This window comes from Bradyrhizobium sp. (genome assembly GCF_016213215.1).
Taxonomy (GTDB): Bacteria; Pseudomonadota; Alphaproteobacteria; order Rhizobiales; family Xanthobacteraceae; genus Bradyrhizobium.
Genome location: NZ_JACRAW010000019.1, coordinates 31,735 through 58,403, shown reverse-complemented (window position 1 = coordinate 58,403; position 26,669 = coordinate 31,735). Strand labels below are relative to the sequence as shown.

23 protein-coding genes are annotated in these 26,669 nt (G+C 63.0%); 14 read left to right on the top strand and 9 right to left on the bottom strand.

The features are described from left to right. Nucleotides 1-21 precede the first annotated feature (21 nt). Entirely contained in the window at nt 22-393 is a 372-nt protein-coding gene (locus HY852_RS04685) for a cupin domain-containing protein (RefSeq protein WP_291602985.1), read from the bottom strand. A 307-nt stretch (nt 394-700) separates the two neighbouring features. Then, entirely contained in the window at nt 701-1,963 is a 1,263-nt protein-coding gene (locus tag HY852_RS04680) for a DUF2235 domain-containing protein (protein WP_291602984.1), read from the bottom strand. Between the two features lie 165 nt (nt 1,964-2,128). On the opposite strand from HY852_RS04680, the gene HY852_RS04675 reads away from it, so the two are divergent. After that, nucleotides 2,129-2,422, top strand: a complete 294-nt coding sequence (locus tag HY852_RS04675; protein ID WP_291602983.1) for a hypothetical protein — start codon at nt 2,129-2,131, stop codon at nt 2,420-2,422. A 646-nt stretch (nt 2,423-3,068) separates the two neighbouring features. Here the strand turns inward: HY852_RS04675 and HY852_RS04670 are convergent. The 4 genes from HY852_RS04670 to rpmB all read right to left on the bottom strand — a co-directional run bounded on the left by HY852_RS04670 (nt 3,069) and on the right by rpmB (nt 7,173). Beyond that, complete coding sequence (locus HY852_RS04670) at nt 3,069-4,301, bottom strand: hypothetical protein (RefSeq protein WP_291602982.1); 1,233 nt, start codon at nt 4,299-4,301, stop codon at nt 3,069-3,071. Nucleotides 4,302-4,370: 69 nt separating this feature from the next. Then, nucleotides 4,371-4,853, bottom strand: a complete 483-nt coding sequence (locus tag HY852_RS04665) for a hypothetical protein (protein ID WP_291602981.1) — start codon at nt 4,851-4,853, stop codon at nt 4,371-4,373. Further along, nucleotides 4,843-6,672, bottom strand: coding sequence for a Z1 domain-containing protein (locus tag HY852_RS04660; protein ID WP_291602980.1), 1,830 nt, complete (start codon nt 6,670-6,672; stop codon nt 4,843-4,845). The genes HY852_RS04665 and HY852_RS04660 overlap by 11 nt, the downstream gene beginning before the upstream one ends. Nucleotides 6,673-6,864: 192 nt before the next feature. Further along, a complete protein-coding gene (gene rpmB, locus HY852_RS04655; RefSeq protein ID WP_291602979.1) occupies nt 6,865-7,173 on the bottom strand; it encodes a 50S ribosomal protein L28 in 309 nt (102 codons plus the stop codon). Between the two features lie 721 nt (nt 7,174-7,894). On the opposite strand from rpmB, the gene HY852_RS04650 reads away from it, so the two are divergent. From HY852_RS04650 to HY852_RS04615, 8 genes are all read left to right on the top strand, one after another. After that, the gene (locus HY852_RS04650; RefSeq protein ID WP_291603001.1) at nt 7,895-8,680 is read left to right on the top strand and encodes a DUF3108 domain-containing protein; all 786 of its coding nucleotides are present in this window, start codon (nt 7,895-7,897) and stop codon (nt 8,678-8,680) included. A gap of 845 nt (nt 8,681-9,525) precedes the next feature. Next, a complete protein-coding gene (locus tag HY852_RS04645; RefSeq protein WP_291602978.1) occupies nt 9,526-12,984 on the top strand; it encodes a helicase-related protein in 3,459 nt (1,152 codons plus the stop codon). Between the two features lie 213 nt (nt 12,985-13,197). After that, a complete protein-coding gene (locus HY852_RS04640) occupies nt 13,198-13,491 on the top strand; it encodes an RNA-binding S4 domain-containing protein (RefSeq protein ID WP_291602977.1) in 294 nt (97 codons plus the stop codon). A 78-nt stretch (nt 13,492-13,569) separates the two neighbouring features. Next, nucleotides 13,570-13,908 carry a ferredoxin FdxA gene (gene fdxA, locus HY852_RS04635; RefSeq protein WP_291602976.1) on the top strand — a complete coding sequence of 113 codons (339 nt, stop codon included), beginning with the start codon at nt 13,570-13,572 and terminating at the stop codon, nt 13,906-13,908. Nucleotides 13,909-14,056: 148 nt separating this feature from the next. Further along, nucleotides 14,057-15,076: a CarD family transcriptional regulator gene (locus tag HY852_RS04630; RefSeq protein ID WP_291602975.1), complete on the top strand. Its 1,020-nt coding sequence runs from the start codon at nt 14,057-14,059 to the stop codon at nt 15,074-15,076. Nucleotides 15,077-15,339: 263 nt separating this feature from the next. Beyond that, nucleotides 15,340-15,648, top strand: a complete 309-nt coding sequence (locus HY852_RS04625; protein WP_291602974.1) for a hypothetical protein — start codon at nt 15,340-15,342, stop codon at nt 15,646-15,648. Between the two features lie 193 nt (nt 15,649-15,841). Then, the gene (locus tag HY852_RS04620; protein ID WP_291602973.1) at nt 15,842-16,294 is read left to right on the top strand and encodes a DUF2946 family protein; all 453 of its coding nucleotides are present in this window, start codon (nt 15,842-15,844) and stop codon (nt 16,292-16,294) included. 258 nt (nt 16,295-16,552) lie between these two features. Further along, complete coding sequence (locus HY852_RS04615; protein ID WP_291602972.1) at nt 16,553-17,332, top strand: Crp/Fnr family transcriptional regulator; 780 nt, start codon at nt 16,553-16,555, stop codon at nt 17,330-17,332. A 151-nt stretch (nt 17,333-17,483) separates the two neighbouring features. Here the strand turns inward: HY852_RS04615 and HY852_RS04610 are convergent, their stop codons facing one another. Continuing rightward, complete coding sequence (locus HY852_RS04610; RefSeq protein WP_291603000.1) at nt 17,484-18,869, bottom strand: M48 family metalloprotease; 1,386 nt, start codon at nt 18,867-18,869, stop codon at nt 17,484-17,486. A gap of 103 nt (nt 18,870-18,972) precedes the next feature. Further along, nucleotides 18,973-19,707 (bottom strand): thermonuclease family protein, encoded by a 735-nt coding sequence (locus HY852_RS04605; RefSeq protein ID WP_291602999.1) that lies wholly within the window; start codon nt 19,705-19,707, stop codon nt 18,973-18,975. A 127-nt stretch (nt 19,708-19,834) separates the two neighbouring features. Between HY852_RS04605 and HY852_RS04600 the strand changes: the two genes are divergently transcribed. The 5 genes from HY852_RS04600 (at nt 19,835) to HY852_RS04580 (ending at nt 25,662) form a co-directional block, all read left to right on the top strand. Beyond that, nucleotides 19,835-20,248: a VOC family protein gene (locus tag HY852_RS04600; RefSeq protein WP_291602971.1), complete on the top strand. Its 414-nt coding sequence runs from the start codon at nt 19,835-19,837 to the stop codon at nt 20,246-20,248. A gap of 269 nt (nt 20,249-20,517) precedes the next feature. Next, the gene (locus tag HY852_RS04595; protein WP_291602998.1) at nt 20,518-21,723 is read left to right on the top strand and encodes an ABC transporter substrate-binding protein; all 1,206 of its coding nucleotides are present in this window, start codon (nt 20,518-20,520) and stop codon (nt 21,721-21,723) included. A 128-nt stretch (nt 21,724-21,851) separates the two neighbouring features. Further along, a complete protein-coding gene (locus tag HY852_RS04590; RefSeq protein ID WP_291602970.1) occupies nt 21,852-22,646 on the top strand; it encodes an enoyl-CoA hydratase in 795 nt (264 codons plus the stop codon). 2 nt (nt 22,647-22,648) lie between these two features. Beyond that, nucleotides 22,649-23,410, top strand: coding sequence for a hypothetical protein (locus tag HY852_RS04585; protein ID WP_291602969.1), 762 nt, complete (start codon nt 22,649-22,651; stop codon nt 23,408-23,410). A gap of 137 nt (nt 23,411-23,547) precedes the next feature. After that, nucleotides 23,548-25,662 (top strand): acetate--CoA ligase family protein, encoded by a 2,115-nt coding sequence (locus HY852_RS04580; protein WP_291602968.1) that lies wholly within the window; start codon nt 23,548-23,550, stop codon nt 25,660-25,662. Nucleotides 25,663-25,853: 191 nt separating this feature from the next. Here the strand turns inward: HY852_RS04580 and HY852_RS04575 are convergent, their stop codons facing one another. After that, nucleotides 25,854-26,660 carry an enoyl-CoA hydratase/isomerase family protein gene (locus HY852_RS04575; protein ID WP_291602967.1) on the bottom strand — a complete coding sequence of 269 codons (807 nt, stop codon included), beginning with the start codon at nt 26,658-26,660 and terminating at the stop codon, nt 25,854-25,856. Between the last annotated feature and the right edge of the window lie 9 nt (nt 26,661-26,669).

Genomic DNA, 26,669 nt, shown 5'->3' with positions numbered 1-26,669 from the left:
CTTTGCTGTGTGTTTGCGATGTCAGGAATTGCCGAAGCCCGACCCGGGCTTCCTGTACTCCGGCCGCGGCGGGCTGAAGATGTCAAGCACGCGCGCGCCTTGCGGCCCCGCCCGCATGGTGTGCGGCACGTTTCCCGGCGTGCGCCAGAAATCACCCTTCTTCACTTCGATCTCCTCTCCGCCCTGGATCCGGACGGCCGAGCCATCGAGCAACACGCCCCATTGCTCCTCCGGATGATGATGCAGGGTCCCTTCCGCATGCGGCGCCAGCGTCACCACCGAGAGCATGGCGTGCTCGCCGCTGAAGATGCGAGTCGTCAGCCCCGGCGCGAGCTCGCGGAACAGGCCATCATGCGGATTGTCGAGATTGTGAAATTCCTCTCTCTGGCTCATGGACTGCCTCTCCTGTCGGTCGCGCGTTGGGTCGTTGTTTGAGCATGATTTTAATGCCGGCGCGGGTTTTGGAACGCTCGTCGTGGCGACGCTGATGCTCATGCAGACTCCCTGTGCCGCGTTCCTGCATTCGTTTGGGGGGAACGACCGAAGCCGCACTTTCTTGTGCAATGCGCCGCCGGTCAAGCTGCGCCCCCTGCCCTGCCGGAGCTGCAGGCAAGAGAGCAACTCGGCGGGTGCAGCCCCTTGCAGTCCCGCCGGACGCTCCGCACAGAGGGAATGTCAGGTGGCGAGTTGGGAGCGACCCCTACGGCCCGGGCGGGGTCGGCATCGGCACGGTCTGGTAACTCGAGGGCAGGTTGACCGGTCGATAGTCGGGCACTGCGCCGATGCGCTTCACCACCGACTCGTGGATGTAAGCGCCTTCGGGAATGACGCGCGGCTCGGCATCGGGGATGTAGAGGCCGAGGAACGACGGCCGCTCCTTCCATTCCTTGTACCTGTCGCGCTTCGGCAAGTATTCGAGCACGCGCCACAGCGGCTTCATCGAATCGTGCAGTTCGCCTTCGACGCCGGGGGCGACATAGGTGTAGGGGCTGCCCTTGCGCGGGATGCCCCAGGCGAGGTGGTTGACGGTCTGCCGGTTGACGGCAAGGCCGCAGGCGACCGCTTCCTCGATCATCCACAGCAGCGGATATTTCGACAGCGCGCTTTCCGCTTCCGGATAGCCGCCGCCGATGTCGGCATGGACGCCGGCGAACCACACCTGCCTGCAATCCTGCGGCTCGTCCTTGTCGGTGGTGACGAAGCGGTTGTGCATGAAGGTCTGGCCTTCGTCCCATTTGTCGAGGCGGTACATGCGCCGCCGCTCGTCGATCGAGATCGCCTGGCGGAAGCTCTTGACCCGCGGATTGCTTTGCGTGAAGGCGAGCTGCTGCAGGCTCGGCAGATAGAGCCGGTCCGGCCGCGGCACGAACACGCTCGCGATCGTATCCCACACGCCGAGGAAGCGGATGGCGGGCGCGCGCGTCGACAGGATGCGCGCGAACTGCGCCGCGCGATCGTCCCTGGTCAGCGGCCCGCCGTCCTCCTCGTTCATGCCGGCATCGGTCAGCGCCTGCGGGGCGAGCAGGGCCGGCGGCGCGTCGGTCGAGAACTGCTTGTAGGCGGTCAGCGCGGAGCCTGCGAGATTGACCTGCTCGGGCGAGATCAGCCCGATCTTGTAAGTTAGCGCCGCCAGCACCCGCACGGTATAGGCGCCGCGCGAGAAGCCGAACAGATAGACGGCGTCGCCATCCTCGTAGTTGTCGACCAGGAATTCGTACGCCGAGAGCACGTTGTCATCGAGCCCGTACCCGGTCGCGAGGCCAAAGATCGTCCTGAAATCCTGCCACAGCTTCTGCCACGGATCGGGCCGCGCCAGCGTGCCGACCCCGGGATCGTAGTACACCACCTGCCGCGGCTGCGTCCGCGGCGTCTTGCGCACGCAGCGATAGAGCTTGAGCACATTGGAGATGTTCTCGCCGATCTCGTTGCCGGTGCCGTCGCAGCAGATGACGATGTGTTTCATGGCGAGGGGCTCCCGGTGGGGCGGAAAGTATAGCGTAAGTTGTGGGAAGTGGCGACTTCCGGCCTGCAGCAGTCATGCGCGAGAACGAGACCATTGTCTTTTACCTAAAGTTGCATCACTAATGTGTTTGCCCAATCGGGCAAATTCATTTTGAGGAGAAAAATTGTGGTTGAAACGCCAAAGAAGATTGTAATTTCGGGCCGCGAAGACCTGAAAATGTCGGGACGCGTGACATTTCCTCAAGAGCTGCGGGGCGCACCTGTTGTTGTCGCTTCAGCAGCTGCATATTCGTGGGACGTGAACCATCCTGAGGATTTTAGGATCTTTGACGCGCAGGTACTCATAGGGCGAGTGACCAACAAGGGATTTGACTACAAGCTGCGCGGACAGCTGGCGGGTGACGTTGCGATCGGGTGGACACATTCAAACCTGCTCTACTACATCGCGACTGACCAGTAGCACGAAGCCCCTCGGGGGCTGTATGTCTGCAACCATACGCCCCCATGGGCTTGGGCAAGAGAGAGCCAATGCAAGAGCTGAGTCCAGAAGCAAGTGCGTATGTTGCGAAGCTCTACGATGCGCGGGGCGACTTTGTTGGCTTTCGCGAAAGTCGAATGGTTTCTGGCCGAGATAATTCTTGAAGCAGCGAGTTTCGAGCAATACGCATGGTTAGATCTTTCGTTCACGCAAGACGCGCAGAAGCGCGCGGATAAGGTAGAGACACAGCTGAACGTCAAGGGTCCATTCAGTCCTTATGCGGACAAGCTTCGGACAGCAATTGATGCTTCGAGAGCTCCGAAATTTTGCTGCCCATGGTCTGCTCGTTCGGCCGGACCCGGACAACTGCTCTCTTTCATCTCCCATCCACCTCAGGATCTTTCGGATGTACAAGGGCGGAGAATTGATTGAAGGGAAGCGTAACCCTCAAGCAATATACCAATGAGCAGGCAGAACTCACTGCGGCAGCTCGACGGTTTGTATCGATAGTCAGGGCTTTTTGGAAAGATCTCAAACTATAAGCTTCGGACGCTCAGTAGCGGATCCCTTGCTCACCAAGCGTATCTCTGTGGCGAATTAGGCTCCGGAAAAGCTACCAAGAAAGTGCTTACTTTGAAAACGACAGAATTACCTCGCGTCGCATCCTTCCGTGAAGCCCATCGGTTCCGTTTCGAGCTTTGGGTGGCGGAAGATAGCGACGATTTGCGGGTAGATTGCGCGACCGTTTATGCTCCATCGATAAACCGGCCCGCTCCGCAACCGCTGCGACAATATTCGCGTTCGGGATGAATGTGCCGCGAACTGTGTTCTCTCCGACGACGTAGACCGCCCTGCCACCTGGAGAAAGTACCCGAGCGGCCTCTGCAACAGCGCGCCTCATATCATCAATATAGTGAGCGAGAATGGCCTCTTGTCGAGTGCCAAGTTTGGGGCGCAATCGCAAGTTCGAGATAATTTCTTGGATCACCGTATTCTCGAGCGACTCGTGATCGCTGCATTCGGTGCCAACGCTCTCGGTTCTAATGCCCCCAAGTTCTCCTACTGTGTATCCCATCCAGATCAGAGAGAACTTACTGCAACGCATGTAGTCAATTGCATTGAGGTATGGCGGAGAGGTTAGAACGAGATCAATGGTGCCACTTGCGATTAGTAGGTTTCGAGCGTCGCCGAGTGAGACCTGAGTTGCCGGGCCCCGGTCCGGTTGCTTCTTGGAAAGGCAATTCTTGAGGACGTGGTCGACTGCGGCAAGAAATTTGTTGAACGGCTTTATGGGGGCGCGCTGAAAGGCTTTGTGTGGTCGGCTATGAGATAGATCCATAGCCAACGATGCCCCTGCCTGCTTTGTGATGATGAGACGCGAGAAAGCGCACCAGAGCGCATCTCTGACGGGGTCATTTCTGACGCCATGAATCGCTTCCGCGAGGCAGGCGAGTTGCCGTCGCGAATAGCTGTCAAACCAATAGCGAACAAAATGACGGGTTTCCGCATCGCCATGTCGCGGATACGCCTCGCTCGCCGGCCGGGAAGAAAAATCGTCCTTTGCGCGTTCCAATATCTCTGCCGCCTTAGTTCTAACGTCCTCGATCTCCACCGCCGTCGTCCATACACGTGCGAGAAGAACGGCGAGCGGATCAATATCTATGCCGATGGCACAATGACCGCTCGCGCGTGCGACAGCCAGCACCGTCCCCGAACCCATCATCGGATCGAGCACTCGAATTCTATCTGTCTCGCCGGACAGGATATCGAGAGCAATTCCCGGAGCCATTCGGGCAGGGAATGGGTGAACTGGGTCACGTCCAAGGGCTTCGTGGATCGTTTTAGAATAAGTCTTGCTCATGGTGCGCCGTCGCGCTCAGGCGGAATGAAGGGAAGCAATGCAGTCGACTAACTACGCGATCGTTCGCCGCTAACCTGCGGCATATCGCTCTCGCACGCGCACTTTGAGAGTTTCGGGAATCGGACCTATGCCGCGAGTGACCTTGTTTTTTAACTCCCCGCGATTTCCAGCAAGCTCATACTGTGTGCGCGGTGGTCTAGATATGCTTACCCATGCGTTCTCGCTCTCCTGAAAGCTGACTATGTCGTGCAGGTCCGCAAACGACAGTGTTACGAGGCCATCTGTCCCGCAAACGAAAACAACGAATGCATCCGGAAATTTGTGCTCAAGGTCCAGAAGGTCTGCTGCCTGCTCTATCGTGAAGGTGAAGCGCCAAGGCGACATCCTCTTAGATGAGTGCTTTATGTAAACGCCCACACGCCCGTTCACCACGAACGCATTGATGCGCCCCTCACGGACGAATGGACGGAAGGACATTGAAACGGAGTACTCGTTACCCACTGCGAGTTGTCGCAGTACAACGCCTTGATAGAATTCGTAGTCATCCAGCATTTTTTACATTCTTCAAGAAACTGATGTTGCCGTTGAACCGATAGATCAATCTCGCCTTGTTCTGTGCATTGTAGAAGATCTTGAAGTGATGAGTGGCATCAGGAAAGTCGCGTTTGGCCTGACCAAACAGGCCTTTGGTACGTTCGATCTGTTCCCTATCTGCATCCTTCATGCGTTCTATCGTGCTTGAAGGATGAAGCGCAATCGAACCGGGCCCATTGGGAAGGACTCGCTGCACATACCTGATCAAGTAGTCAGGCAATGCGTCGCTTCCGATTTTTGTTTGTAGCTGCCGGAGGGTGGCAAGAGGATCGTTTGAACCGTGAATGATGCGCTCAAGCTCGGGCGAATAATCAAAAATCGGAAAGGACATTTCGCCCTTATCAAGCAGCACGTTTGCTTTATCGATGCCGCTCGATGCTACAGCTGCTATGCGTTGGTCTGCTAGCCACACCGGCGACCCTTTCTTGGTCTTGATCGCCTCGAGCGCTAACTTGTGAAAGACGAAGCAGCGATGCCAATCGAGATACAATTGCTCCGGGATAGTGAGTTCAAAGTGAGCAAGGTGCTTCTTCCTCGATCCGAACATCCGAGCTCTTTGAATGTATGTATCCTGCTGAATCTTGTGTTTTGAATCGCGGGTGAAAAACATCGACAACAGATTGTCGAATGTGACGCCGCGTGAGACGATATTGCCGCCTATGATGAACGTGAACATGGCGGCCGGAGATGTCGCTGACTTGAAGTCAACGTTCTTATCTCGTTCGCTGTTCATTATGATCGTTGTGGTCTGGTCACAATTCCTCACTATGTAGGCCAGGATGCCGCTTGCTTGTTCAACGCCATACAGCTTGGCAGCAATCTTATCTAGCTCGTGTGTATACGATTCGAATTTCTTGGAATGAACGTCAGCTAGCGCGTTCATCACATCATCAATTGGCTTCTTATCCGACCTGTGATCGAGCTTTTTTCCACTTGTGTGGATAAGCATCGAGAAATTCTCGTCAGTGCCGTTTGCAAGGTTGAGGGCCGCCACCCGCACGAGGAATCGGAAAATCGCTTCGCGTAGATACTTCGGGCTATCGTCGGTATCAGGCAAGGTGTGCAGCGAGAATGGCGCCTCTGTATCTAAAGGAAAAAAGACGTCCTGGCCTGTGTAGGCCTCATGCGGCGGGAAATTGACCCATTTTTCGTTGTCGTTATCGAAAGTATTATTAAGATCCAGACGGGCTGGTGTCGCCGTAACGCCGATGTAGATTCCATCGTGGCCGATCAGCTTCTTTATGAGCGCGTTTATGCGGGTCACGTCACCTTTGTTAATAAGAGCGTTTGGTGTCGCAAAATCAGCTTCATCATCGATGATGACTTTGTCGTGGATTTTCTCCAGCTTTTGATTCAGTTTGGTCAGGTCGCTCGCGTTCTTCTTGCAAAAAATGACGTGGTATCCCGTGGAGAGGGAGTATTCGGGGTCAATCACGTCGGAGAAGTTGCGGGCTGCGGGCGAAAGCTTCGATCTCTGAAAGCGATCTAGGTTCTGCTGAAGCAGTTGGACGCTATCGTTTAGTAGATGGATGACGACTCGATGCCCATCATCGAGAAGCTTAGCGGTAAGGCAAATCATCATCTCCGTCTTGCCGCTTTGCGGTTCTCCGTAGATGACGAAAGATGTTGTACCGCTATTCAGCGTGTTACATGCGCTAGAAACTGCCGCTTCGATACACGACGTCTGCTTGCCCCCCGCTTTGAGGCGTTTCAGCTGAGTCTGATATCGATCACGTTGACCCGCGAGTGCCCGCAGTTGGCTGACATTGACGGCCAACTCTTCCCCCTAGTTGAGGCCCCGATTCACGATCATAACGGGTAATTCATCCTCAGCAAGAGGACAAGAGTTCATACAACTTTCATTTGCGCGACCCCAACAAAAACGGCCGGGTCTTTCGACCCGGCCGCCACAAACTCAACTCATAATCTTACGCGACTGGTACTGCCCCCAGCCCAGTCCGTAAAACCCTTAGCTCGCCTTCTGCTCCGGCTGCGCGGTGCCGACCTTCTTCTGGATCTGGCGCTTCAGGTCGAGCGCGCGCGGGGAGAGGGCGTCCGCCTTGGCCTTGAGCAGGAAGGCGTCGAGGCCGCCGTTGTGGTCGACGCTCTTGATCGCGTTGGTCGAGACGCGCAGGCGCACGTTGCGGCCGAGTGCATCGGAAATAAAGGTCACGTTGCACAGGTTCGGCAGGAAGCGCCGCTTGGTCTTGATGTTGGAGTGGCTGACCTTGTGGCCGGTCTGGGGGCCCTTGGCCGTCAGTTCGCAGCGGCGTGACATCTTCAAAAATCCTTTCCATCCCCGCCTACCTTGCGGCCGCCATCCTGGGGGCGCCGCGGGGGTCGAAAATCTGTTGTCCATGGGTTGGAGCGGCCGGACGTATAGGGGGGAAGGCGCTTTCCGTCAAGGTTTTAGGGGGCGGTCGCAGGCTTCCGATCGCCTCTCCCGCTTGCGGGCAGGGAGCTCGCCGCCGCAGGCTCGGTTCGCCTCTCCCGCGTGCGGGGAGGTCGTCGCGCGCAAGCGCGGCGGGGGGGCTCCACCCGGGAGCTGTGCCTGTGGCGGCACCCCCACCCCCAGCCCTCCCCCGCAAGCGGGAGAGGGGGCGCACCGCCCGCGTTGCGCGAGTTCTCCCCCGAGTGGCCCCGCAAGCGGGAGAGGTGAACCGGGCCCGCAAACGGGGCGAGGGAGCGGGCCGCCCGTGCGGCGGCGGCCTTCATCCGAAAAGCCTGCCCACTCCTTAAAATTGCAAGTTTCCGAAGATGTTACCATCACATAAAGGGCGCATTCGGAAGCCATGAGGACGGGCAGTTCCCGGCGGCCGCGATGTTAGCCATATCGCCAGTTTTGGCGGCTCGGCGCCGGCCGATTGCTTGCCGCGGATTTTAACGTAAGTAACAAGCCTTCAAGCGCCTCGATTGGATCAGAAGTGAGCAAGTTCCCCACCATTCCGCCCCGGCCGGTTGCCGGCCCCTGGGCGTGGGCTGGCCTTTTTGCCGGGGCCTTGCTGCTTCAGCTTCAGCCGGCCGCGGCCCAGGGCAAGCTCGAGGCGCAGTACGAGGCGACGCTGACCGGCATCCCGGTCGGCAAGGGCTCCTGGAACATCGACATCCAGGACGATCAGTTTTCGGCCGCGGCGGCCGGCGGCACGTCGGGGCTGCTCAAGAGCTTCACCGGCGGTTCCGGCAGCGGCGCGTCGCAGGGCCGCGTCGTGAACGGCACGCCGGTCGCGACCAACTACACCGCCTCCACCACCGCCGGGAAAAAGACCGAGGACATCCGCATCATCCTTGCGAACGGCAATGTGAAGGAGTTCGGCATTTCGCCCGAGCCGCCGGTCGATCCCGACCGCATCCCGGTGACGGACGCGCACCGCAAGGGAGTCTACGATCCGATGACGGCTTCGCTGCTGCGCGTGCCGGGCAGCGGCGAAGTGCTCACGCCCGAGGCCTGCCGCACCGGAGCGCCTGTGTTCGACGGCCGCATGCGCTATGACCTCAAGCTCGATTTCAAGCGCATGGAGACGGTGAAGGCGGAGCGGGGCTATCACGGCCCGGTCGTGGTCTGCGCCATCTATTTCGTGCCGATCGCGGGCTACATCCCCGATCGCCCGGTGATCAAGTATCTCACCGCCCAGCGCAACATCGAGATCGCGTTCGCGCCGATCGCCGGGACGCGCATCCTGGTGCCGTTCTGGATGAAGGTGCCGACCCCGCTCGGGCCCGCGATGCTGGAAGCCACCACCTTCGTCACCACCGCCACCCCGCCGCGCGTCGCCAAGACGCAGTAACAGGCGCGGCGACGCTGTTTGACCGTCAACCCCTGAGGGGCGAGCCGTATCTCCTCATCCTGAGGAGCTTGCGAAGCAAGCGTCTCGAAGGATGAAGGCCCGGGTCCGGGCCTCATGGTTCGAGACGCGCCTTCGACGCTCCTCACCATGAGGGTTGGAACGTCGCAACCTCAAAAGATTCACACCCTCTTAGGGGCCGCGAAGCGGCCGTCTCGAAGGGCTACGGCCCGGCTGCTGCGGCAGGGAAACATGCTGATCCCGCGGGGGCCGTGCATCCTTCGAGGCTCGCTTCGCGAGCGCCTCCAGGATGACGGCGCGCCACCGCGAATCCCGTTGACTCTCGCTCGATTCTGATTCGACTCCGGCGGGGCAAAAACCTTAAGGTCCGGCATGCCGAGCGAGGTCGCCATGGCCGGTTCCAAACCCCATCTAGTGCTGCGCAAGCGGTCTGCGCGCCACATGTTGAGCGAACGAATGCGGAAGAATACCGGAGTCAGCGATTCGGCCGCGATTCGTTCTGGACTCGTTCCAAAGCTTAAGCGCCGCAAAAAAAGCGTCGCATTATGAGACAGTTGCAGGCGAAAGACGGGGCGCATGAAGGCCAGCATGTACTCTCTTCATCCCGTCATCCTGAGGAGGCCGCGCAGCGGCCGTCTCGAAGGGCGACGGGCCCGGCTGCCGACACAAGACGAATGCGTGGGTGCAGCCGGGCCGTTCATCCTTCGAGACGCCTGCTTCGCAAGCTCCTCATCAGGATGACGGGCGAGAGCCTTACTCGCGGCGTGCTCCGCTCACGCGACCCGATCCGCCACTGACAAACTGCACAGCGAGCACTACTTCACCATATGGCCTTTTCTCCTTCCTCCCTTGCCACCGAACGCGCCCCGGGCGCGGGCGTCACGGCGGTGCTGGGACCGACCAACACCGGCAAGACGCATCTCGCCATCGAGCGCATGCTGGCGCATTCGTCCGGCATGATCGGCCTGCCGCTGCGCCTTTTGGCGCGCGAGGTCTACAACAAGATCGCCGCTCGCGCCGGGGAGGCTTCCGTCGCGCTGATCACCGGCGAGGAGAAGATCAAGCCGAAGTCGCCGCGCTACTGGGTGTCGACCATGGAAGCGATGCCGCGCGACATCGACGTGTCGTTCCTCGCCGTCGACGAGATCCAGATCGCCGCCGATCTCGAGCGCGGCCACGTCTTCACCGACCGCATCCTCAACCGGAGAGGCCGCGACGAGACGCTGCTGCTGGGCGCCGCCACCATGCGCCCGATCATCGAGCGCCTGTTGCCGGGCGTTTCCATGATCACGCGGCCGCGCCTGTCGACGCTCGAATATGCCGGCGATCGCAAGATCACGCGCCAGCCGCGCCGCACCGCCATCGTCGCCTTCTCGGCGGACGAGGTCTACGCCATCGCCGAACTGATTAGGCGCCAGCACGGCGGCGCCGCGGTGGTGCTCGGCTCGCTCAGTCCTCGCACCCGCAACGCACAAGTGGCGATGTTCCAGAACGGCGAGGTCGATTATCTCGTCGCGACCGACGCCATCGGCATGGGCCTCAACCTCGACGTCGACCACGTCGCCTTTGCCTCCGACCGCAAGTACGACGGTTATCAGTTCCGCCGGCTCACCCCGGCCGAGTTCGCCCAGATCGCCGGCCGCGCCGGCAGGGCCACCCGCAACGGCACCTTCGGCACCACGGGCCGCTGCCCGCCGTTCGAGCCCGAGCTCGTCAACGCGCTGCAGAACCACACCTTCGATAGCGTCAAGGTGCTGCAATGGCGCAATTCGAAACTCGATTTCTCCTCGCTCGGCAGCTTGCAGGTCTCCCTCGCCCTGGCCCCTAGCCATGAGGCGCTGACCCGCGCCCCGATCGCCGAGGACCTCCGCGTGCTCGATCACGCCGCGCGCGATGGCGAGGTGCGTGAGAAGGCGCATGGCAAGGCCGCGGTGGAGCGGCTGTGGGATGCGTGCCAGATTCCGGACTACCGCAAATTGTCGCCCGCGGCGCATGCCGAGCTGGTCACCACCCTGTACGGCTTCCTGATGGAGCGGGGCCGCATTCCCGACGGCTGGTTTGCCGCCCAGGTCGACCAGGCCGATCGCACCGACGGCGACATCGACACGCTGTCGGGGCGGATAGCGCAAATCCGAACCTGGACCTTCATCGCCAATCGGCCCGACTGGCTGGCGACCCCCGAGCACTGGCAGGAAATTACCCGCGAGGTCGAAAATAAATTATCCGATGCGCTGCATGAACGGCTCACGGAGCGTTTCGTTGATCGCCGTACCAGTGTATTGATGCGGCGCCTGCGGGAGAACACGAGCTTGAATACGGAAATCGGCAAGACCGGCGAAGTCATCGTCGAAGGCCACACCATCGGCCGTCTTGATGGATTCACCTTCGCACCAGAGGCGGCCGAAGCAGGTTCCGAGGCCAAGGCCCTGCAGGCGGCGGCCCAGCAAGTGCTCGCCGGCGAGATCACCGCGCGCGCCGAGAAGCTGTCCGCTGCGCCCGACGAGCATTTCGTACTCACCTCCGACGGCACCGTGCGCTGGACCGGGGATGCGGTAGCGAAGGTGATCGCCACCGAGGACGCGCTGCATCCGCGATTGCGTATCATTTCGGACGAACGCCTCACCGGCGCCCCGCGCGAGAAGGTGCAGGCCCGGCTCGAGCTGTGGCTGAAGACCCATATCGAGAAGCTGCTCGGGCCGCTGTTCGAGCTCGCCAAGGCCGAGGACGTCTCCGGCATCGCGCGCGGCATCGCCTTCCAGCTCGTCGAGGCGCTCGGCGTCCTGGAACGTCCGAAGATCGCCGCCGAGATGAAGGATCTCGACCAGCCCTCGCGCGCAACCTTGCGCAAATACGGCGTCCGCTTCGGCGCCTACCACATCTATTTCCCCTCGCTCCTGAAGCCCGCCGCGCGCGCCATCGCCGCGCTGCTGTGGGCGCACAAGCAGGACAATGTCGATCTGTCGGCGCTGGCCGGCGCGCAGCAGATGGCAGGATCGGGCCGCACCTCGTTCCCGGTTGATCAGAGCCTGCCGCGCGATGCCTATCGCGTGCTCGGCTACAAGCAGTGCGGCGAGCGCGCGGTGCGCGTCGACATCCTGGAGCGGCTCGCCGACCTGATCCGCCCCGCGCTGGCCTGGCGCGACGGCGCTCCCGGCGACAAGCCGCAAGGGGCCTTCGACGGCCGCGGTTTTGTCGTGACGCAGGCCATGACCTCGCTCACGGGATCGGCGGGCGAGGATTTCGCCTCCGTCCTGCGCGCGCTCGGCTATCGCATGGAGAAGCGTCCGCCCCCGCCGCCCAAGCCGGTCGCCGAGACGGTGACGCCCGAGACGCCGCCGGTGGAAGGCACCGCGGAAACCTCGAGCGAAACCACTGCTGCGAGCGTCGCCGGTCTGCCGGCGTCCGATCAGCTCGAGCCGAGCGAAGCTGCGCTCGAGGCGGCGCCCGCGCCCGTGACGCCGGAAGATGCGCCCGGCCTCGTCGAGGCGCATGACGCGCTGGAGCCGCAGCCGGCGATCGATGCCTCGGCCGCGACGCCCGAAATGCCTGATATGCCCGAGCAGCCGTCGATGCCGGAAATGTCGGCGGAGGCGGTGGCCGCACCGGCATCGCCATCGCATGACACGGCGGCGCCTGAAGCGGTGACGGAAGCCGCCACGGAAGAGCCGACCCTTGCCGCGGCGGGCGTTGCGCCGGTCGCGCCAGGCGAAGTGCCGGCTGCCGTGGAAGCCGGCGAGGCCACTGCTGCCCCGGTGACCCCGGCCGAACCCGAGCTGATCGAGGTCTGGCGGCCCGGCGGTCGCCACGAGGATCGCAAGCCACGTCACGAGCGCCATCGCCACCGTCATCACCACCATCCGCGCGCCGGCGAAGCCGCGCCCGCCGCGCCCGCCGCGGCCCAGGGCGAAGCCGCCGCCGCGACCGAAGGCGAGCCGCGCGAGCAGCGTCATCGCCACGGCCACGGCCGTCGCGACAAGAAGGATTTCCGCAAGGGTCGCGAGGGCACCGATGGCGCGCCCGCCCGCGAAGGGGGCGAGCAGCGTCCGCGCTTCGAAGGCAAGGAACGCGACAAGAAGGGCAAGTTCGGCGAGCGTGACCGCGACAGCGGTCCGCGCGAGCATCGCGGGCGCGACAAGGGGCGTGACCGCCGCGAGTCCGGGCCGTCGCTTCGTCCCTATGCGTCGAGCGCATCCCCGCGCGAGCGCGAGCGCCCGATCGATCCGAATTCGCCGTTTGCCAAGCTGGCCGCGCTGAAGGAACAGCTCGCCGGCAACCGCAAGGACTAGTTGCTTCAAGCCGCGTGGAGCGCGCTATTCTCCCCCTCTCCCCGCTTGCGGGCAGAGGGTTGGGGTGAGGGGGAGTCTCCACGACTGCCCCTGTGGAGAGTCCCCCTCACCCGGATCGCATCTGACGACGCGATCCGAGCTCTCCCCACAAGCAGGGAGAGGTGTCGGAAGGATCGCGCCGGCAAAGGCGGCTTGCTCGTGCGAGGAACCTGATTGGAGCGCCAGCGTCTCGATAAATGGCTGTGGCATGCGCGGGTGGTGAAGGCCCGCAGCTCGGCCGCCGCTCTGGTCGAGGCGGGCCGTGTCCGCATCAACGGCGCGCGCGAGACCGCGCCCGGCCATTTCGTGAAGATCGGCGACGTGCTGACCATCGGCCTCGACCGCGGCGTGCGGGTGCTCAGGATCGTCGCCTTCGCCGAGCGGCGCGGCGATGCCGATTCGGCGCGCGTGCTGTACGAAGAATTACGGAGCGGCACGACCGAAGATCAACGCCGGTTCAATTCTTGAGCCGAGTTCACTTGCGACGGTGCACCGACTGCGCTAGTGCAAGGCCGCTAAAATCGATCCGTTTCGGAGCCGCCCTGGATGACTTACGTCGTCACTGAAGCCTGCATCAAGTGCAAGTACACCGATTGCGTCGAGGTCTGCCCGGTAGACTGCTTCTACGAGGGCGAGAACATGCTGGTCATCCACCCGGATGAATGCATCGATTGCGGTGTGTGCGAGCCTGAGTGCCCGGCCGACGCCATCAAGCCGGATACCGAGCCGGGGCTGGAGAAGTGGCTCTCCGTGAACGCTGACTACGCCAAGACCTGGCCGAACATCACCCAGAAGAAAGAGGCCCCCGTCGACGCCAAGGAATTCGAGGGGATGGATGGCAAGTTCGAGAAGTACTTTTCTGCCAAGCCGGGCAACGGCGACTGATCACTTCCGCCGGCTTAACCCTAACGGCGTCTGAATACCGAAAACCCGGGCCTGAAAGCCTGTAAATCATTGATTTTCGCGGAGAATGTGTTATATATAACACATTCAAGCCGAACCCCGTCAGCCCGCTTGGCCCCTCTGGGTTCCAGTGAAAACCGTTGAAAAACAGGGGCGTGGCAGATTCCGCGCGCAGGCTGTGTCACATAAAACGCGTAAAAAGAGTACTTCAGCTAAGGATTCCAAGAAAGTCGCCGCGGCCAGCCGTAGCGCATCCAAGAGCCGTGCCCGGGCGCCTGTAAAGGATACCCGAGCCGCCAGCAAGGCAGCGGCTGCAAAGTCCTCCAAGAACAAAAGAAGCGCAATGCCCAGCAAGACTGCCAAGACTGCCGCGAAGGCGACGGTTTCGAAGACTGCTCCGAAAGCCGCTGCCAAGCCTGCCCCCAAGCCTGTCCTTAAGCCTGCTGCGAAGGCTCCCGCTGCCGCCCCCGCTCCCAAGCCCGTCGCCAAGGCTCCGGTCAAGCCGGCCGCTGCTGCGCCCAAGGTCGAGGAGAAGAAGGTTCTGACCCAGCGCCAGGGGTTCAAGACCAACGAATTCGTCGTCTATCCCGCCCACGGTGTCGGCCAGATCCTGGCCATCGAGGAGCAGGAGATCGCCGGCGCCAGGCTGGAACTCTTCGTCATCAACTTCATCAAGGACAAGATGACGCTCCGCGTTCCGACCGCCAAGGTCGCCAATGTCGGCATGCGCAAGCTTTCCGAACCGGTTCTGGTCAAGAAGGCGCTGGAGACGCTGAAGGGCCGCGCCCGCGTCAAGCGCACGATGTGGTCGCGCCGCGCCCAGGAATACGAAGCCAAGATCAATTCGGGCGACATCGTCGCGATCGCCGAGGTCGTGCGCGATCTCTACCGTTCCGAGTCGCAGCCCGAGCAGTCCTACAGCGAACGCCAGCTCTATGAAGCGGCGCTCGACCGCCTGTCGCGCGAGATCGCCGTCGTGCAGCACTCGACCGAGACCGAGGCGATCAAGGAGATCGAAGCCCAGCTCGCCAAGAGCCCGCGCCGCGGGGCCGCCAAGGCGGAGTCCGAGTCGGAGGGCGATGCCGACGCGGAGGGCGACGTCGACGACGCCGAAGGCGACGATACCAGCGTTGCGGACGAAGCGGCGTAAGCGGCCTCGATCAGCTCCAGCCATTCAAGAGCCCGGTCCCTGCGACCGGGCTTTTTTGCTGGGCCGCCCGCCTGTTCCCGGCGCATGACTTCGCGCGCTGCGCTTGAGGTGCCGGCGTTCGCCCCTGCCCACAAGACCGGCAATATGCGGAATGATTGTTAGTTGCAAAATAGTTCGGCTGCCTTATCAGACCACCAGCGATGATCGATCTCGCCAATTCAGGCGATGCGACCGTCCGAATGACCTATGCAAGGAGCCAACTTTTGAAAGTATCGAGCCTGTCTTTCTACAATGTCCCGGTAATCGGCTGGATGGCCAAGGATGCCGTCCACGGCTCCGAGGAAGCCAAGTATTTCTTCATCTTCAACATCGCGGTCCTGTTCGGCGTGCTGGTCTACGCCTTCGGCTATCCCTTCGTGATCACGTTCGCGCTGTTTGGGACGGCCTGCGGACTCGTCGGCCTGGTGATCCTGACGGGTTCCGACGCCTTCGCCAAAGAGCGACCGGCGGCCTCGGTGCCGCAGGCCCGGCCCGGGCGCAAATATCAGGCGCCTCAGCGGCGAGCCGCGTGACCATCAAGGCTGCCGCCCCGCTTCAAGGGAACCTGGCAGCCTCCGCCTTCCGCCTCGCTGATTTACCTCGGCATCAGCCTTTTGGGTAATGCCTCGCCCCTATGTCGCAGGGGCAAGTTGATATGGATCAAAAGAGATTCGGCCCAGCCCCGTCTAGGTTGGACTCGATGATCCTATTGCTTAGCGAGCGCAGGTGAGACAGCGATACGACGCGTCGATCGAAACGAGGCACGGCGAGCTTCGCCGGATGCTGGCGGTTTCGTTCTGCTCGATCGCTCTCCTGTTCAATGTCCTGTGCGGTGTTGTGCTTTCGCTCGGAACCGCCCGCGCAACCGTCGCAGCGGAAACGCGCGGTAGCGGCTGGACCATCGTTTGTACGGCTGCCGGGCCGCTCGCCGTCCCCGCGGACGGCAGTTCCGCAACCCGCGCTCCGGCCGACGATCCTGCTGCCGCGCTCGCGCCCACCTGCGTCTTCTGCCTGCCGCTGATGCATGGCGATGTCGCGCTTGCGGGCGGCATCAACGTCTCCGCGCCTGCGCAACGGCTTGAGCTGCGCCAGCTGCCGCCATCCGCCCTCCCGGCGGCGGCGCGCTCATACTCCTCGCAGGCCTGGCCCCGCGCACCTCCGCACCTGTTGGTCGGGTAGCTGCTTCGTGCCGCCGACAGCGGCGCGATGGCAACGGCGCCTCGCAGCCTCCGATCGCACGGCAGACTGACGAACGCCTCGGAACCGTGCCTCGGCACGCGCCGATCTGCCGACGCATCGCGGCCCGCATGGCCCACCCTTTCGTAACGCGGCTGAAGCCCCGCAATCCGCCATTCGGGCCGTCAGCCTCGGCAACAGACATCTTCAGTGACGGGCGCTTCGTTCCTTCAAGCCGCCGTCGATCGCAGGAAAGACTTCATGCATACGACCCTCAGCCGCTCGAAAGGCTCCCGCCTCATCGGCTTCAAGGCTCCGGACAAAGTGCGTGGTCACGCCATTTCGCCGGATGGCGGGCTCGACCCGCAAGAACAGACCTCCTCCCGGCCCAACGCGTCCGTGGATTTTCCCGCCAGACATACCATCCATGAATCCGGCGGGGACGCGGATTCCGTATTCCAGATCGTCAATGGTTACGTGCAGCTTTCCATTCCAACCCTGGGCAGCGCCAACCAGATCGTCGCCATCCTTGGCAAGGGCGACTATTTCGGCTTCTCCGCCGACGGCCATCATCTCTGCAAGGCGCGAACACTGACGCCCGTAACGGCCCGCAAGGTTGCCTGTTCGAGCGACAATGCGACCAGAACGGACCTGATAAGCATCAATCGGCGGCTTCAGTCCCAGATCAATGCCGCGCTCTGGCATCACGTCTCGCTCGCCCATCTCTCGGTGCTCGAGCGATTGGCGGATTTTCTGCTTTGGTGGGCAAGACGGCATGCGCCAAAGCTTGCGATATCAGCGGATTCTGGTCCGCTGGACCTGCATATACCGCTCCAGCGCAGGGACATCGCCAACCATCTGGCGATGACGAGCGAGACCATGTCGCGAATGCTGGGTGAACTTCAGCGCCGCGGCATGATCACCATGACGACGCGCAAGAGCCCGATCATTCGCATCACCGACTTACCCGCACTCGTCGCGCTGTGTCCGAAATGCCGGGAAGGGATGACGCGGCATGACCGGGAATTGCGTTCGGCGTGAAGTGGGAAATCGGAGCGGCCATCCTGCTCCCTCGCCCCCTTGCGGGGTGAGGGGAGTCTCCACAGGGGCGTTCGTGGAGAGTCCCCCTCACCCGAAATTCAAGATTTCGACCTCTCCCCGCAAGCGCGGGGTGAGGTAACTGAGCGGCGCGTCAATCCACCACGATCTTGACGCGGTCGCGGACTTTGACCTGGGCGTGTTTGTCGAGACCGTTGAGCACGCGGAAGCGCTCGACCGGACGATCAACGCCTGTCATGCGGTGAGACAGCGATTCCACCGTGTCGCCCGGCTGCACCGTTATCACCTTGATGCGCAGGGGACGCGCGGCCTGGATCTCCTCCAGCGTCAGGCGCCGGAACGAGTTGACGGTCTCCCGCGCGTTGCGCTCGCTCTCAGTGGTTTTCTGCCGGCTGGCAAAAATGAAGCGGTATACGTCGCTCCCGAACCGCAGCGCGTAGACCTTGAACTGCCACTGGTCGCCCTTGGCGGTCGCCGCCGCCGCCGGGAAGCCATTGATCGTCAGGTCTTCGGTCGAGGCCTTGTCGACGCCTTCCATCCACCCGGAATTGAGGTACTCGCCGAGGGACTGCTCCGCCGGCACGCGCACCACGTCGAAACGCATCGCCTGCGAGCCGCCTTCTCGCACGCCGATCACCGCCTGAGCGGTGTTGTCGAGCGTAAAGTTCTCGGGCGCCGCAAAGGTGAAACCGAGCTTGGGATGCAGGAAGCGCCGCCCGCGCACGAAACCCTCGCTCGGGTCTTCGCCGTAGACGATGTTGTCGAGGGCGGACAAATAGGTCTCGCGGTCGCGCTCGGCTCCTTCGGGCGAAGTGTATTGCCGCGCAATGGACTGCGCATTCCGCACCCGTTCCGGCGTTGCCGGATGCGAGGACAAGAAATCCTGCGCGCGCGGATTGAGCGAGGCCTTGCCGGCCTTCAGCTCGGCATTGCGCTCCATCGCGGCGAGGAAGCGCGCCGCGCCGTACGGGTCGAAATGCGCGCGTGCCGAAATTCCGACGCCAATGCCGTCGGCCTCGAATTCCTGGTGGCGCGAGAAGCTCGCCATCGTCAGCTTGGTCTTGGCGAGCGCAAGCGCGGTGAGTTCGGGATCGTTGCCCATGTCGGTGACGACGCGGGTGACGATCGCCGCCTGCCGAGCCTGGTCCTCGCGGATCGCGGCATGTTTCGACAGCACATGCGCCATCTCATGGCTGAGCACGGAGGACAGTTCCGAGGTGTCGCTCGCCAGCGCGATCAGGCCGCGCGTGACGTAGAGTTGTCCGCTGGGCAGCGCGAACGCATTCACCGCGCCCGAATTGAGAATCGTGACCTTGTAGCCTTGATCGGGGCGATCGGAGACCGCAACCAGGCGGTCGACCGTCTTGCCGATCAGGGCTTCCAGTTTCGGATCGTCATAGGTGCCGCCGTACGCGGCGAGAATGCGCTCGTGCTCGCGCTCACTGGCGGGGGTCTGCGCAACTGCCGGTTTTGGCCTGGGCAGGGCCACGGTCGGCGCCGCGGTCTGGAACCGGCCCATGTCGCCGCAGGCAGCCAGAGTAAGGCCGAGGCAAAGCAACGCCGGCGCAACCCAATGGCGGCGGCTCATTCCCCTGTCGCGCCGTCCCGCAAACTCATCCACTTCAGTCACTCGCGTGTAGCGGCAAATCTGCCCCAAGCAACTCAATCTGTCCCACCCGGACCACCTCAATCCGCGGCGATGGTCGTCCCTCGACCCAGCCACGAACCCGAATCCGCTTCTTCTCCAGCGACTTAAGGGCAAGTCCGGCGGATTCGAACGCCGGCATCATGCGCCTTGAAATAGTCACAGCAAAGTCCTGTGTCCAGTTGTGTCCGAAGTTCAGGTAAGTCGTTGCCCCTGCTTGCCGGACGGACAGTACCTTGCCCTCGACTAGCGTAAAACGCCCAATCCCGGACAAAATATCGTCAGGACTTTTCGCGTTTTTTATGACGGCGGGGCCGGCCCAGGTTCCTTTTCCCGCCCGCCGCGCCTCGCCCTCGGCGGAAAGCAGGGTAGCGGAACAATCCTTGTCGGCAATCTCGGTCGAAACCAGCGCCTGTCCCTGAGACAACAGCAGGCTCTGCACTGAAGTGTTGGAACCTGCCAGGAACACGACGGCGCGCTGACGGCCGTAGCGGTCGGGCGCATCGTCCTCGCCATGCAAGCTCACTTCGCGCCCTGTGACGAGCGCAGCAAGCGCCTGCTTGGCGTTCGCAGTCGAAGCCGGCTCGATCCCGAGGAGACGAACCTCGCGCCCGTCCTCGAGACGGAAGCTGCGCGCGTCGACGACCTCGGCCACCCTTCCTTCGCCCAGCATGTCGAAAGCACATCCCGCGGCGCGCGCCAGCTCCGGCATGGCCGCGACCAGTGCGACGCATACTACGATAGGCACGAAGAAGGGGACCTTGCTGTTCACGTTGTCCGCCGCGGTTGCCTGTGCTCAATTCTTATCCGAAACACGAGCGACAACGAAGAGGCAGGCGATGGAGATTAACGGGATCGCGCATATTTTTCTCACCGCGTCGAATTTCGAACGCTCGCGCGAATTCTATCGCAAGCTGCTGCCGTTCCTGGGGCTGAAGCCGGTCATCGATACTGAGACGACCTTCTACTGCGTCGGCGGCCGCACCGCGGTGGGCATCAGCGCTCCGTCGGCGGAGCATGCGGGCGGGCCTTTCGAGCAGAAGCGCGTCGGTCTTCATCACCTGTGCTTCCGTGCCCGCGAGCGTGCCGACGTCGACGAACTGCACCGTTTCGTACTTACGCTTGGCGTGAAGATCGTTCGCCCACCGCGCGAAGATCAGTGGGCGCCAGGGTATTATTCGATGTTGTTCGAGGATCCCGACGGCATCCGGCTCGAGATCAACCACGTGCCGGGCAAGGGACTCTTGGCGTAAGAAGGCTCGTCATCGCCAGGAGCGGTAGCGACGAAGCAATCGAGTCTGCCGCCGCGGATCCATTCCTGGATTGCTTCGCTTCGCTCGCAATGTCGGCCATAGGATGCGCGCCCTCATTCCGCTTTGCGGAAAACGGGTCGTTCGCCGGCGGTTTTCGCCTTGAAGATGCGCCGGGGCGCGCCTTGCTGCGCTCAGGCGCATGCGGCATGATTGTGCCGATCAACGACATCAAGCCGCCGAACAAGCGCGGCGATAAGGGAGGTTTTCCGATGAACCGCATCCTGTCCGGCGTTTTCGCAGCCCTTCTGGCCGCGAGCGCGAGCCCCGCGCTCGCACAGGGCAAGCCGCCCCTGAAGCTCGGCGGCATTCTCGACATGTCCAGCCTCTATGCCGATATCACCGGGCCCGGCAGCGAGACCGCCGCCAAGATGGCGGCGGAAGATTTCGGCGGCGAAGTGCTGGGCCGCAAGATCGAGATCATTGCCGCCGACCATCTCAACAAGGCGGACCTCGCCGCCAACATTGCCCGTGACATGCTCGACAATCAGGGCGTCGAGATGATCTACGACGTCGCTGCGTCCGCGACCGCGCTCGCTGCGGGCGAGATCGCGAAAGCGCGCAACAAGATCGTGATCTTCAACGGACCCGGCACGGTTGCGCTCACCAACGAAGCCTGCGGTCTCTACACCGTGCATTATGCCTATGACACTTTCGCACAGGCGAACGTCACCGGGCTTGCGACCGTGAAGCAGGGGCTCGACACTTGGTTCTTCCTGACCGCGGACTATGCCTTCGGGCAGGCGCTGGAAAAGGACACCACTAATGTGGTGGTGAAGAGCGGCGGCAAGGTGCTGGGCGGCGTGCGCCATCCGCTCAACACATCGGACTTCTCCTCGTTCCTTTTGCAGGCGCAGGCCTCCAAGGCCAAGGTGATCGGCCTTGCCAATGCCGGCGGCGACACCGTCAACGCGATCAAGCAGGCCGCCGAATTCGGCCTCGTCAAAGGCGGCCAGAGACTGTCGCCGCTGCTGGTGTTCGTGACCGACATCGACAGCATCGGGCTGGAAACGGCGCAGGGCCTGCTACTTGCCGAGGCGTTCTACTGGGACCTGAATGACGAGACCCGCGCGTTTTCAAAACGCTTCATGGAGCGCGTCAAGCGGCCGCCGACCTCGGCGCAGGCCGCCGTCTACTCCTCGGTTACGCATTACCTGAAAGCGGTGAAGGCGGCCGGCACCACCGACGCCGCCGCGGTCATGAAGGTGATGAAGGAGACGCCCGTCAACGACTTCTTCGCCAAGAACGGCAAGATCCGTGCGGACGGCCGCATGGTGCACGACATATACCTCTTCGAGGTCAAGAAGCCGTCGGAATCCAAGGGCCGCTGGGACGACTACAAGCTGCTGGCGACGGTGCCGGGTAACGACGCCTTCCAGCCGCTCGACCAGTCGCGCTGCCCGCTGGTGAAGAAATAAGCGAAAGCCCGTCATTGCGAGGAGCGAGATCGACGAAGCAATCCAGATCGTCTCCACGGCAAAAGTCTGGATTGCTTCGCTTCGCTCGCAATGACGAACCCAACCAACAACAACGAAAGCAAGATCCCATGAGCGCAAACGACATGGTCCTGCAACAACTCGAAAGCGGGCTGCTCACCATCACCATGAACCGCCCCGATCGCCGCAACGCGCTGAACCCGGACATGGTGCGCGGCCTCGTCGAAGCGGCGCGCCGCGCGGCGGAGGACTATGAGGTGCGCGCCGTGCTCTTGAAGGGCGCGGGGGGCACGTTCTGCGTCGGCGGCGACGTCAAGTCGATGGCCGAAGGGCGCACCGCACTGCCGTTCGAGGCCAAGGTACAGGCCTTGCGCCGCGGCATGGAGGTCTCGCGCATTCTCCACCAGATGCCCAAGCCCGTAGTGGCGCAGCTCGACGGCGCAGCGGCCGGCGCCGGCCTGTCGATGGCGCTGGCCTGCGATCTGCGCGTCGCCTCTGAATCGTGCAAGATCACCACCGCGTTCGCCAAGGTCGGCTACTCCGGCGATTACGGCGGCACCTTCTTTCTCACCCAGCTGCTCGGCAGCGCCAAGGCGCGCGAGCTCTATTTGACCTCGCCGGTGCTGACGGCGAAGGAGGCCTGCGACCTCGGCATGGTGACCAAGGTCGTGCCCGATGCGGAAGTCGACGCGGCCGCGCGAGAATTCGCGCTATCGCTGGCGCAGGGTCCAACGGTGACGCTCGGCTACATCAAACGCAACATCAATAACGCCGAGACCATGTCGCTGGAGGCCTGTTTCGACGCCGAGGCGATCCATCACACCCGCTGCGGCGACACCGACGACCACAAGGAGGCCTCCAAGGCCTTCGTCGAGAAACGCAAGGCCGAATTCAAGGGGCACTAGACATGGGGAGCTACATCAGGCTGCGGCAGATCTGCCTGGTCGCGCCGCATCTCGAGCCCGTGATTTCCGACATCGCCGAAATCATGGGGGTCGCCGTCTGCTATCGTGACGGCAACGTCGCGAAATACGGCCTGGAGAACGCGCTTCTGCCCGTCGGCACCATTCTCCTTGAGGTCGTCGCTCCGATCGCGGCCGGTACCGCGGCGGGACGCTTCCTCGACAAGACGGGCGGTCGCGGCGGCTATATGGCGATCTTCTGCTGCGACGATCCGGATGAGCGTGGCAGGCAAGCCAACGCGATCGGCGTGCGTACCGCCAATGTGATCGACCATGCACCCTATCACGGCGTGCAGCTGCATCCGCGCGATTGCCGTGCGGCCTTCATCGAATTCAACCATAGCGCGGGCAGCGACGACATCCTCGGCGCCTATCCGCCCGCCGGTCCCGACTGGCAGAAATTCATCCGCAGAGATGTGACGCAGGCGTTGACGGGCGTGGAGATGCAGAGCCCGGATCCTTTTGGACTGGCCGAGCACTGGGGCAGGATCATCGGTATCGGCGCGATCGCGACCGGCGAGGGCGCCGAGCTGAAGCTGCCGAACTGCCGCTTCCGCTTCACCAAGGGCGCGGCCGAGATCATGAGCGGGCTCGAGTTCAAGGTCGCCGACGTAGCCGCCGTCTGCGAGGCCGCGAAGAAGCGGGGCTGTGCCATGTCCGGCAATGCGTTTCCGCTCGGCGGGGTGACGTTCCGCGTTGCTGCATGAACCGTCATCGTGAGGTGCTCGCGGAGCGAGCCTCGAAGGATGAGCGGCCGGGGCTGGTGGCCGTTCATCCTTCGAGACGGCCGCGTTGCGGCCTCCTCAGGATGACGGATCGCCAACCACAAGAAAAGGAAACGTGAATGCCGCACCCGCTCGACAGTTTCTTCGCGCCGAACAGCATCGCGCTGATCGGCGCCTCGCGCGATCACGAGAAGATCCCGGGTCGGCTGCTCTCCATGCTGCGCAAGAACGAGTATCCGGGCAAGATCTATCCCGTCAATCCGAACTACGCCGAGATCGACGGCATCCAATGCTACAAGCGGATCGCCGACATCGGCGCGCCGGTCGATCTCGCGGTCATCGTCATCCCGGCGCGTGCGGTGCTGGATGCGCTCGAACAGTGCGCCGCGTGCAGGGTGAAGAACGCGGTGATCATTTCGTCGGGCTTTGCCGAGGAGGGCGGGGACAGCGCGGCGATGCAGGACGCGATCGCCGCGCTGGCCAAACGCACCGGCCTGCGGATTTCCGGTCCGAACGCCGAAGGCTTCCTGAGCCAGATTCAGCGCGTGGCGGCGACCTTCAGCCCCGCGGTCGACGTCAAGCCCGGCGTGGTGCCGCTGGTTGCCAGCGAGCGGCGCATCGGCATCGTCGCGCAGAGCGGCGGCATCGGCTTTGCCTATTACAACCGTGCCAAGGCCCTCGGGCTCGCGGTGAGCTACGTGGTCAGCACCGGCAACGAGGCCGACCTCGGCGCCGGCGAATTTCTCGACTACATGGTGCAGGACCCCGCCACCGACGTGATCCTCCTGTTCATCGAAGGCATCAGGGACGTCGACAAGTTCCTCGCCGCGGCGCGCCGCGCGGCCGAGCGCAGGAAGCCCGTCATCGTCACCAAGGTCGGCCGCTCCGGCGCCGGCGGGCGCGCCGCCGCCTCGCACACCGCCAGCATGGCGGGCTGGTCGGCGGCCTATGATGCCGTGTTCGCCAGATACGGCTTCATCGTATCGAACGATCTCGACGAGGCGATGACCATCGCCGCGGTGTTGACCACCAATCCGCTGCCCAGGGGCGACCGGGTCGCCATCCTCACGGTCTCGGGCGGCGCCGGCATCTGGGGCGCCGATGCGGTCGCGCTCGGGGGATTGCAGGTGCCCGAGCTGTCGGAAACGATCCAGGGCGGGATCAAGGAGCTGATTCCCTCCTACGGGACTGCGCGCAACCCGATCGACGTCACCGCGCAAGGCGTCAACTCGGGTGGGCTGCAGCGGAGCATCGACCTGCTCTCTGCTTCCGACGAAGTGGACGCGATCCTGGTGGTGCTGTCGCTGTCAAGCGATGTGCGGATGCCGTTCAAACAGGCCGAGCTCAAGCGGGTGCTCGGGGCCCGGCACAAGCCGGTCGTCTTCTACAGCTACACGCTGCCGTCCGATTTCGCGCGAAAAGAGCTTGCCGCGTCCGGCGCGGTGGTGCTGGCGGGCCTTGGGCATGTCGGCGTTGCGATGCGCCAGCTCGTCGATTACGCGAACTTTGCGCTTGCCCCGCCGGCCGAGGGGACGCGCCCGCCAGCGCTCGATCTCTCCGCGTTTCTCACTTCGCCCGTCCTGTCGGAAGCCGACAGCAAGGCGCTGTTGCGCGCGGCCGGCATCGCGGCCCCTGACGAAGTGCTGGTGACGGACGAAGGGGGGCTCGACGCCGCGGTCGCCCGGGTCGGATTTCCGCTCGTGATGAAAATCCAGTCGCCCGACATCCCGCACAAGAGCGAGGTCAGCGGCGTGCGGCTCGACATCGCGAGTAAGGGCGAAGCATCCGCTGCCTTCGCCGCGCTGCTCGCGGGCGTGCGCCGGCACCGTCCCGCGGCGGCGATCCAGGGCGTGCTGCTGGCGCCGATGGCGAAGAAGGGCGTCGAGATCATCATCGGCACCCTGCAGGACAAGACCTTCGGACCGATGGTCATGGCCGGCTTCGGCGGCATCACCACCGAACTGTTCCGCGACGTCGTTTATCGGCCCGCGCCGGTCAGCGCCGAGGAGGCGGAACGGATGCTGCGCAGGCTGAAGGCCGCGCCATTGCTGGACGGTTTTCGCGGGGCGCCGAAAGCGGACGTTGCCGCGCTTTCAAACCTGATTGCGGACGTCTCGGTGCTCGCCGCGCGGCACGCCAACGAGATCGCCGAGATCGAGCTCAATCCGGCGCTGGTGCACGCGCAAGGACAGGGCGTCACCATCGTGGATGCGTTGGTCGTGAAGAGGAAGTAGCGCCGCGAGCTTCTCTTTGCGTCATTGCTTTCCGGCGCCGCCGTAACTGCAGCTGTCGTCCCCGCGCAGGCGGGGACCCATAACCACAGGATGCAGTTCTTTTGCGACAATGCGGGCCGAGATCCAGCTCGCAACCAACGCCTGTGGTTATGGATTCCGGGCTCGCGCTGGCGCGCGCCCCGGAATGACGGTTACCGCCCCTTGAAGTTCGGCACGCGGCGCTCCTCGGTGGCCTTGACGCCTTCCTTGAAGTCTTCGGTCTTGCGAAGCCGGTTCTGTTCGCCGAGCTCATGGTTGGTTGCGGCGAGCACGCGGTCGGCAAGGCCGGCGCGCATGGTGGCGCGGGTCGAGACCAGACCGAGCGGCGAGCATTCGGCGATCTCGCCGGCGAGCTTCATGGCGGCGGAGCGGACCTCGTCCTGCGGCACCAGTTCGTTGGCGAGACCCCAGCGATAGGCTTCCTCGCCGGTGACACGGCGGCTGGTATAGAACATCAACTCGGCGTTGTTCCTGCCGATCAGCTCGGGCAGCGTGAGCGTCAGGCCGAAGCCGGGATGGAAGCCGAGCCGGGTGAAGTTGGCGGAGAAGCGCGCCTCGGGGCAGGTGACGCGGAAATCGGCCGACACCGCAAGGCCCAGCCCGCCGCCGATCGCGGCGCCATGCACCGCAGCGACGATCGGCTTCTTGGCGCGGAAGATCCGCACCGCCTGGATATAGAGATGATTGATCGAGCCGAGACTGTCGGCGGGATCACCTTTGGCCTCCTGCGCTTCCTGCGCCTGTCGCGCCGGATCGCTGAAATTGGCGCCGGCGCAGAACGCCTTGCCCTGTGCGCACAGCACCGAGCTGCGGATCTCGATGTCGCGGTCGAATTCTTCCAGCGCGTCCGCGATCTGGTTGATCAGTGAAATGTCGAAGAAGTTCAGCGGCGGCCGGCGAATCTCGATCGTGCCGACGTGTCCGACCTTCTCGATGGCGATGTCCTTGTAGGTTCCCATGGTGATCCT

Coding starts and splice junctions, on each gene's coding strand:
- HY852_RS04610 (WP_291603000.1), bottom strand. CDS start 18,869: ATGGGCCGGTTCCAGACCGCGGCGCCGACCGTGGCCCTGCCCAGGCCA.
- HY852_RS04590 (WP_291602970.1), top strand. CDS start 21,852: ATGAGCGCAAACGACATGGTCCTGCAACAACTCGAAAGCGGGCTGCTC.
- HY852_RS04680 (WP_291602984.1), bottom strand. CDS start 1,963: ATGAAACACATCGTCATCTGCTGCGACGGCACCGGCAACGAGATCGGC.
- HY852_RS04645 (WP_291602978.1), top strand. CDS start 9,526: ATGGCCTTTTCTCCTTCCTCCCTTGCCACCGAACGCGCCCCGGGCGCG.
- HY852_RS04580 (WP_291602968.1), top strand. CDS start 23,548: ATGCCGCACCCGCTCGACAGTTTCTTCGCGCCGAACAGCATCGCGCTG.
- HY852_RS04585 (WP_291602969.1), top strand. CDS start 22,649: ATGGGGAGCTACATCAGGCTGCGGCAGATCTGCCTGGTCGCGCCGCAT.
- rpmB (WP_291602979.1), bottom strand. CDS start 7,173: ATGTCACGCCGCTGCGAACTGACGGCCAAGGGCCCCCAGACCGGCCAC.
- HY852_RS04615 (WP_291602972.1), top strand. CDS start 16,553: ATGCATACGACCCTCAGCCGCTCGAAAGGCTCCCGCCTCATCGGCTTC.
- HY852_RS04605 (WP_291602999.1), bottom strand. CDS start 19,707: ATGCCGGAGCTGGCGCGCGCCGCGGGATGTGCTTTCGACATGCTGGGC.
- HY852_RS04670 (WP_291602982.1), bottom strand. CDS start 4,301: ATGAGCAAGACTTATTCTAAAACGATCCACGAAGCCCTTGGACGTGAC.
- fdxA (WP_291602976.1), top strand. CDS start 13,570: ATGACTTACGTCGTCACTGAAGCCTGCATCAAGTGCAAGTACACCGAT.
- HY852_RS04575 (WP_291602967.1), bottom strand. CDS start 26,660: ATGGGAACCTACAAGGACATCGCCATCGAGAAGGTCGGACACGTCGGC.
- HY852_RS04685 (WP_291602985.1), bottom strand. CDS start 393: ATGAGCCAGAGAGAGGAATTTCACAATCTCGACAATCCGCATGATGGC.
- HY852_RS04665 (WP_291602981.1), bottom strand. CDS start 4,853: ATGCTGGATGACTACGAATTCTATCAAGGCGTTGTACTGCGACAACTC.
- HY852_RS04595 (WP_291602998.1), top strand. CDS start 20,518: ATGAACCGCATCCTGTCCGGCGTTTTCGCAGCCCTTCTGGCCGCGAGC.
- HY852_RS04600 (WP_291602971.1), top strand. CDS start 19,835: ATGGAGATTAACGGGATCGCGCATATTTTTCTCACCGCGTCGAATTTC.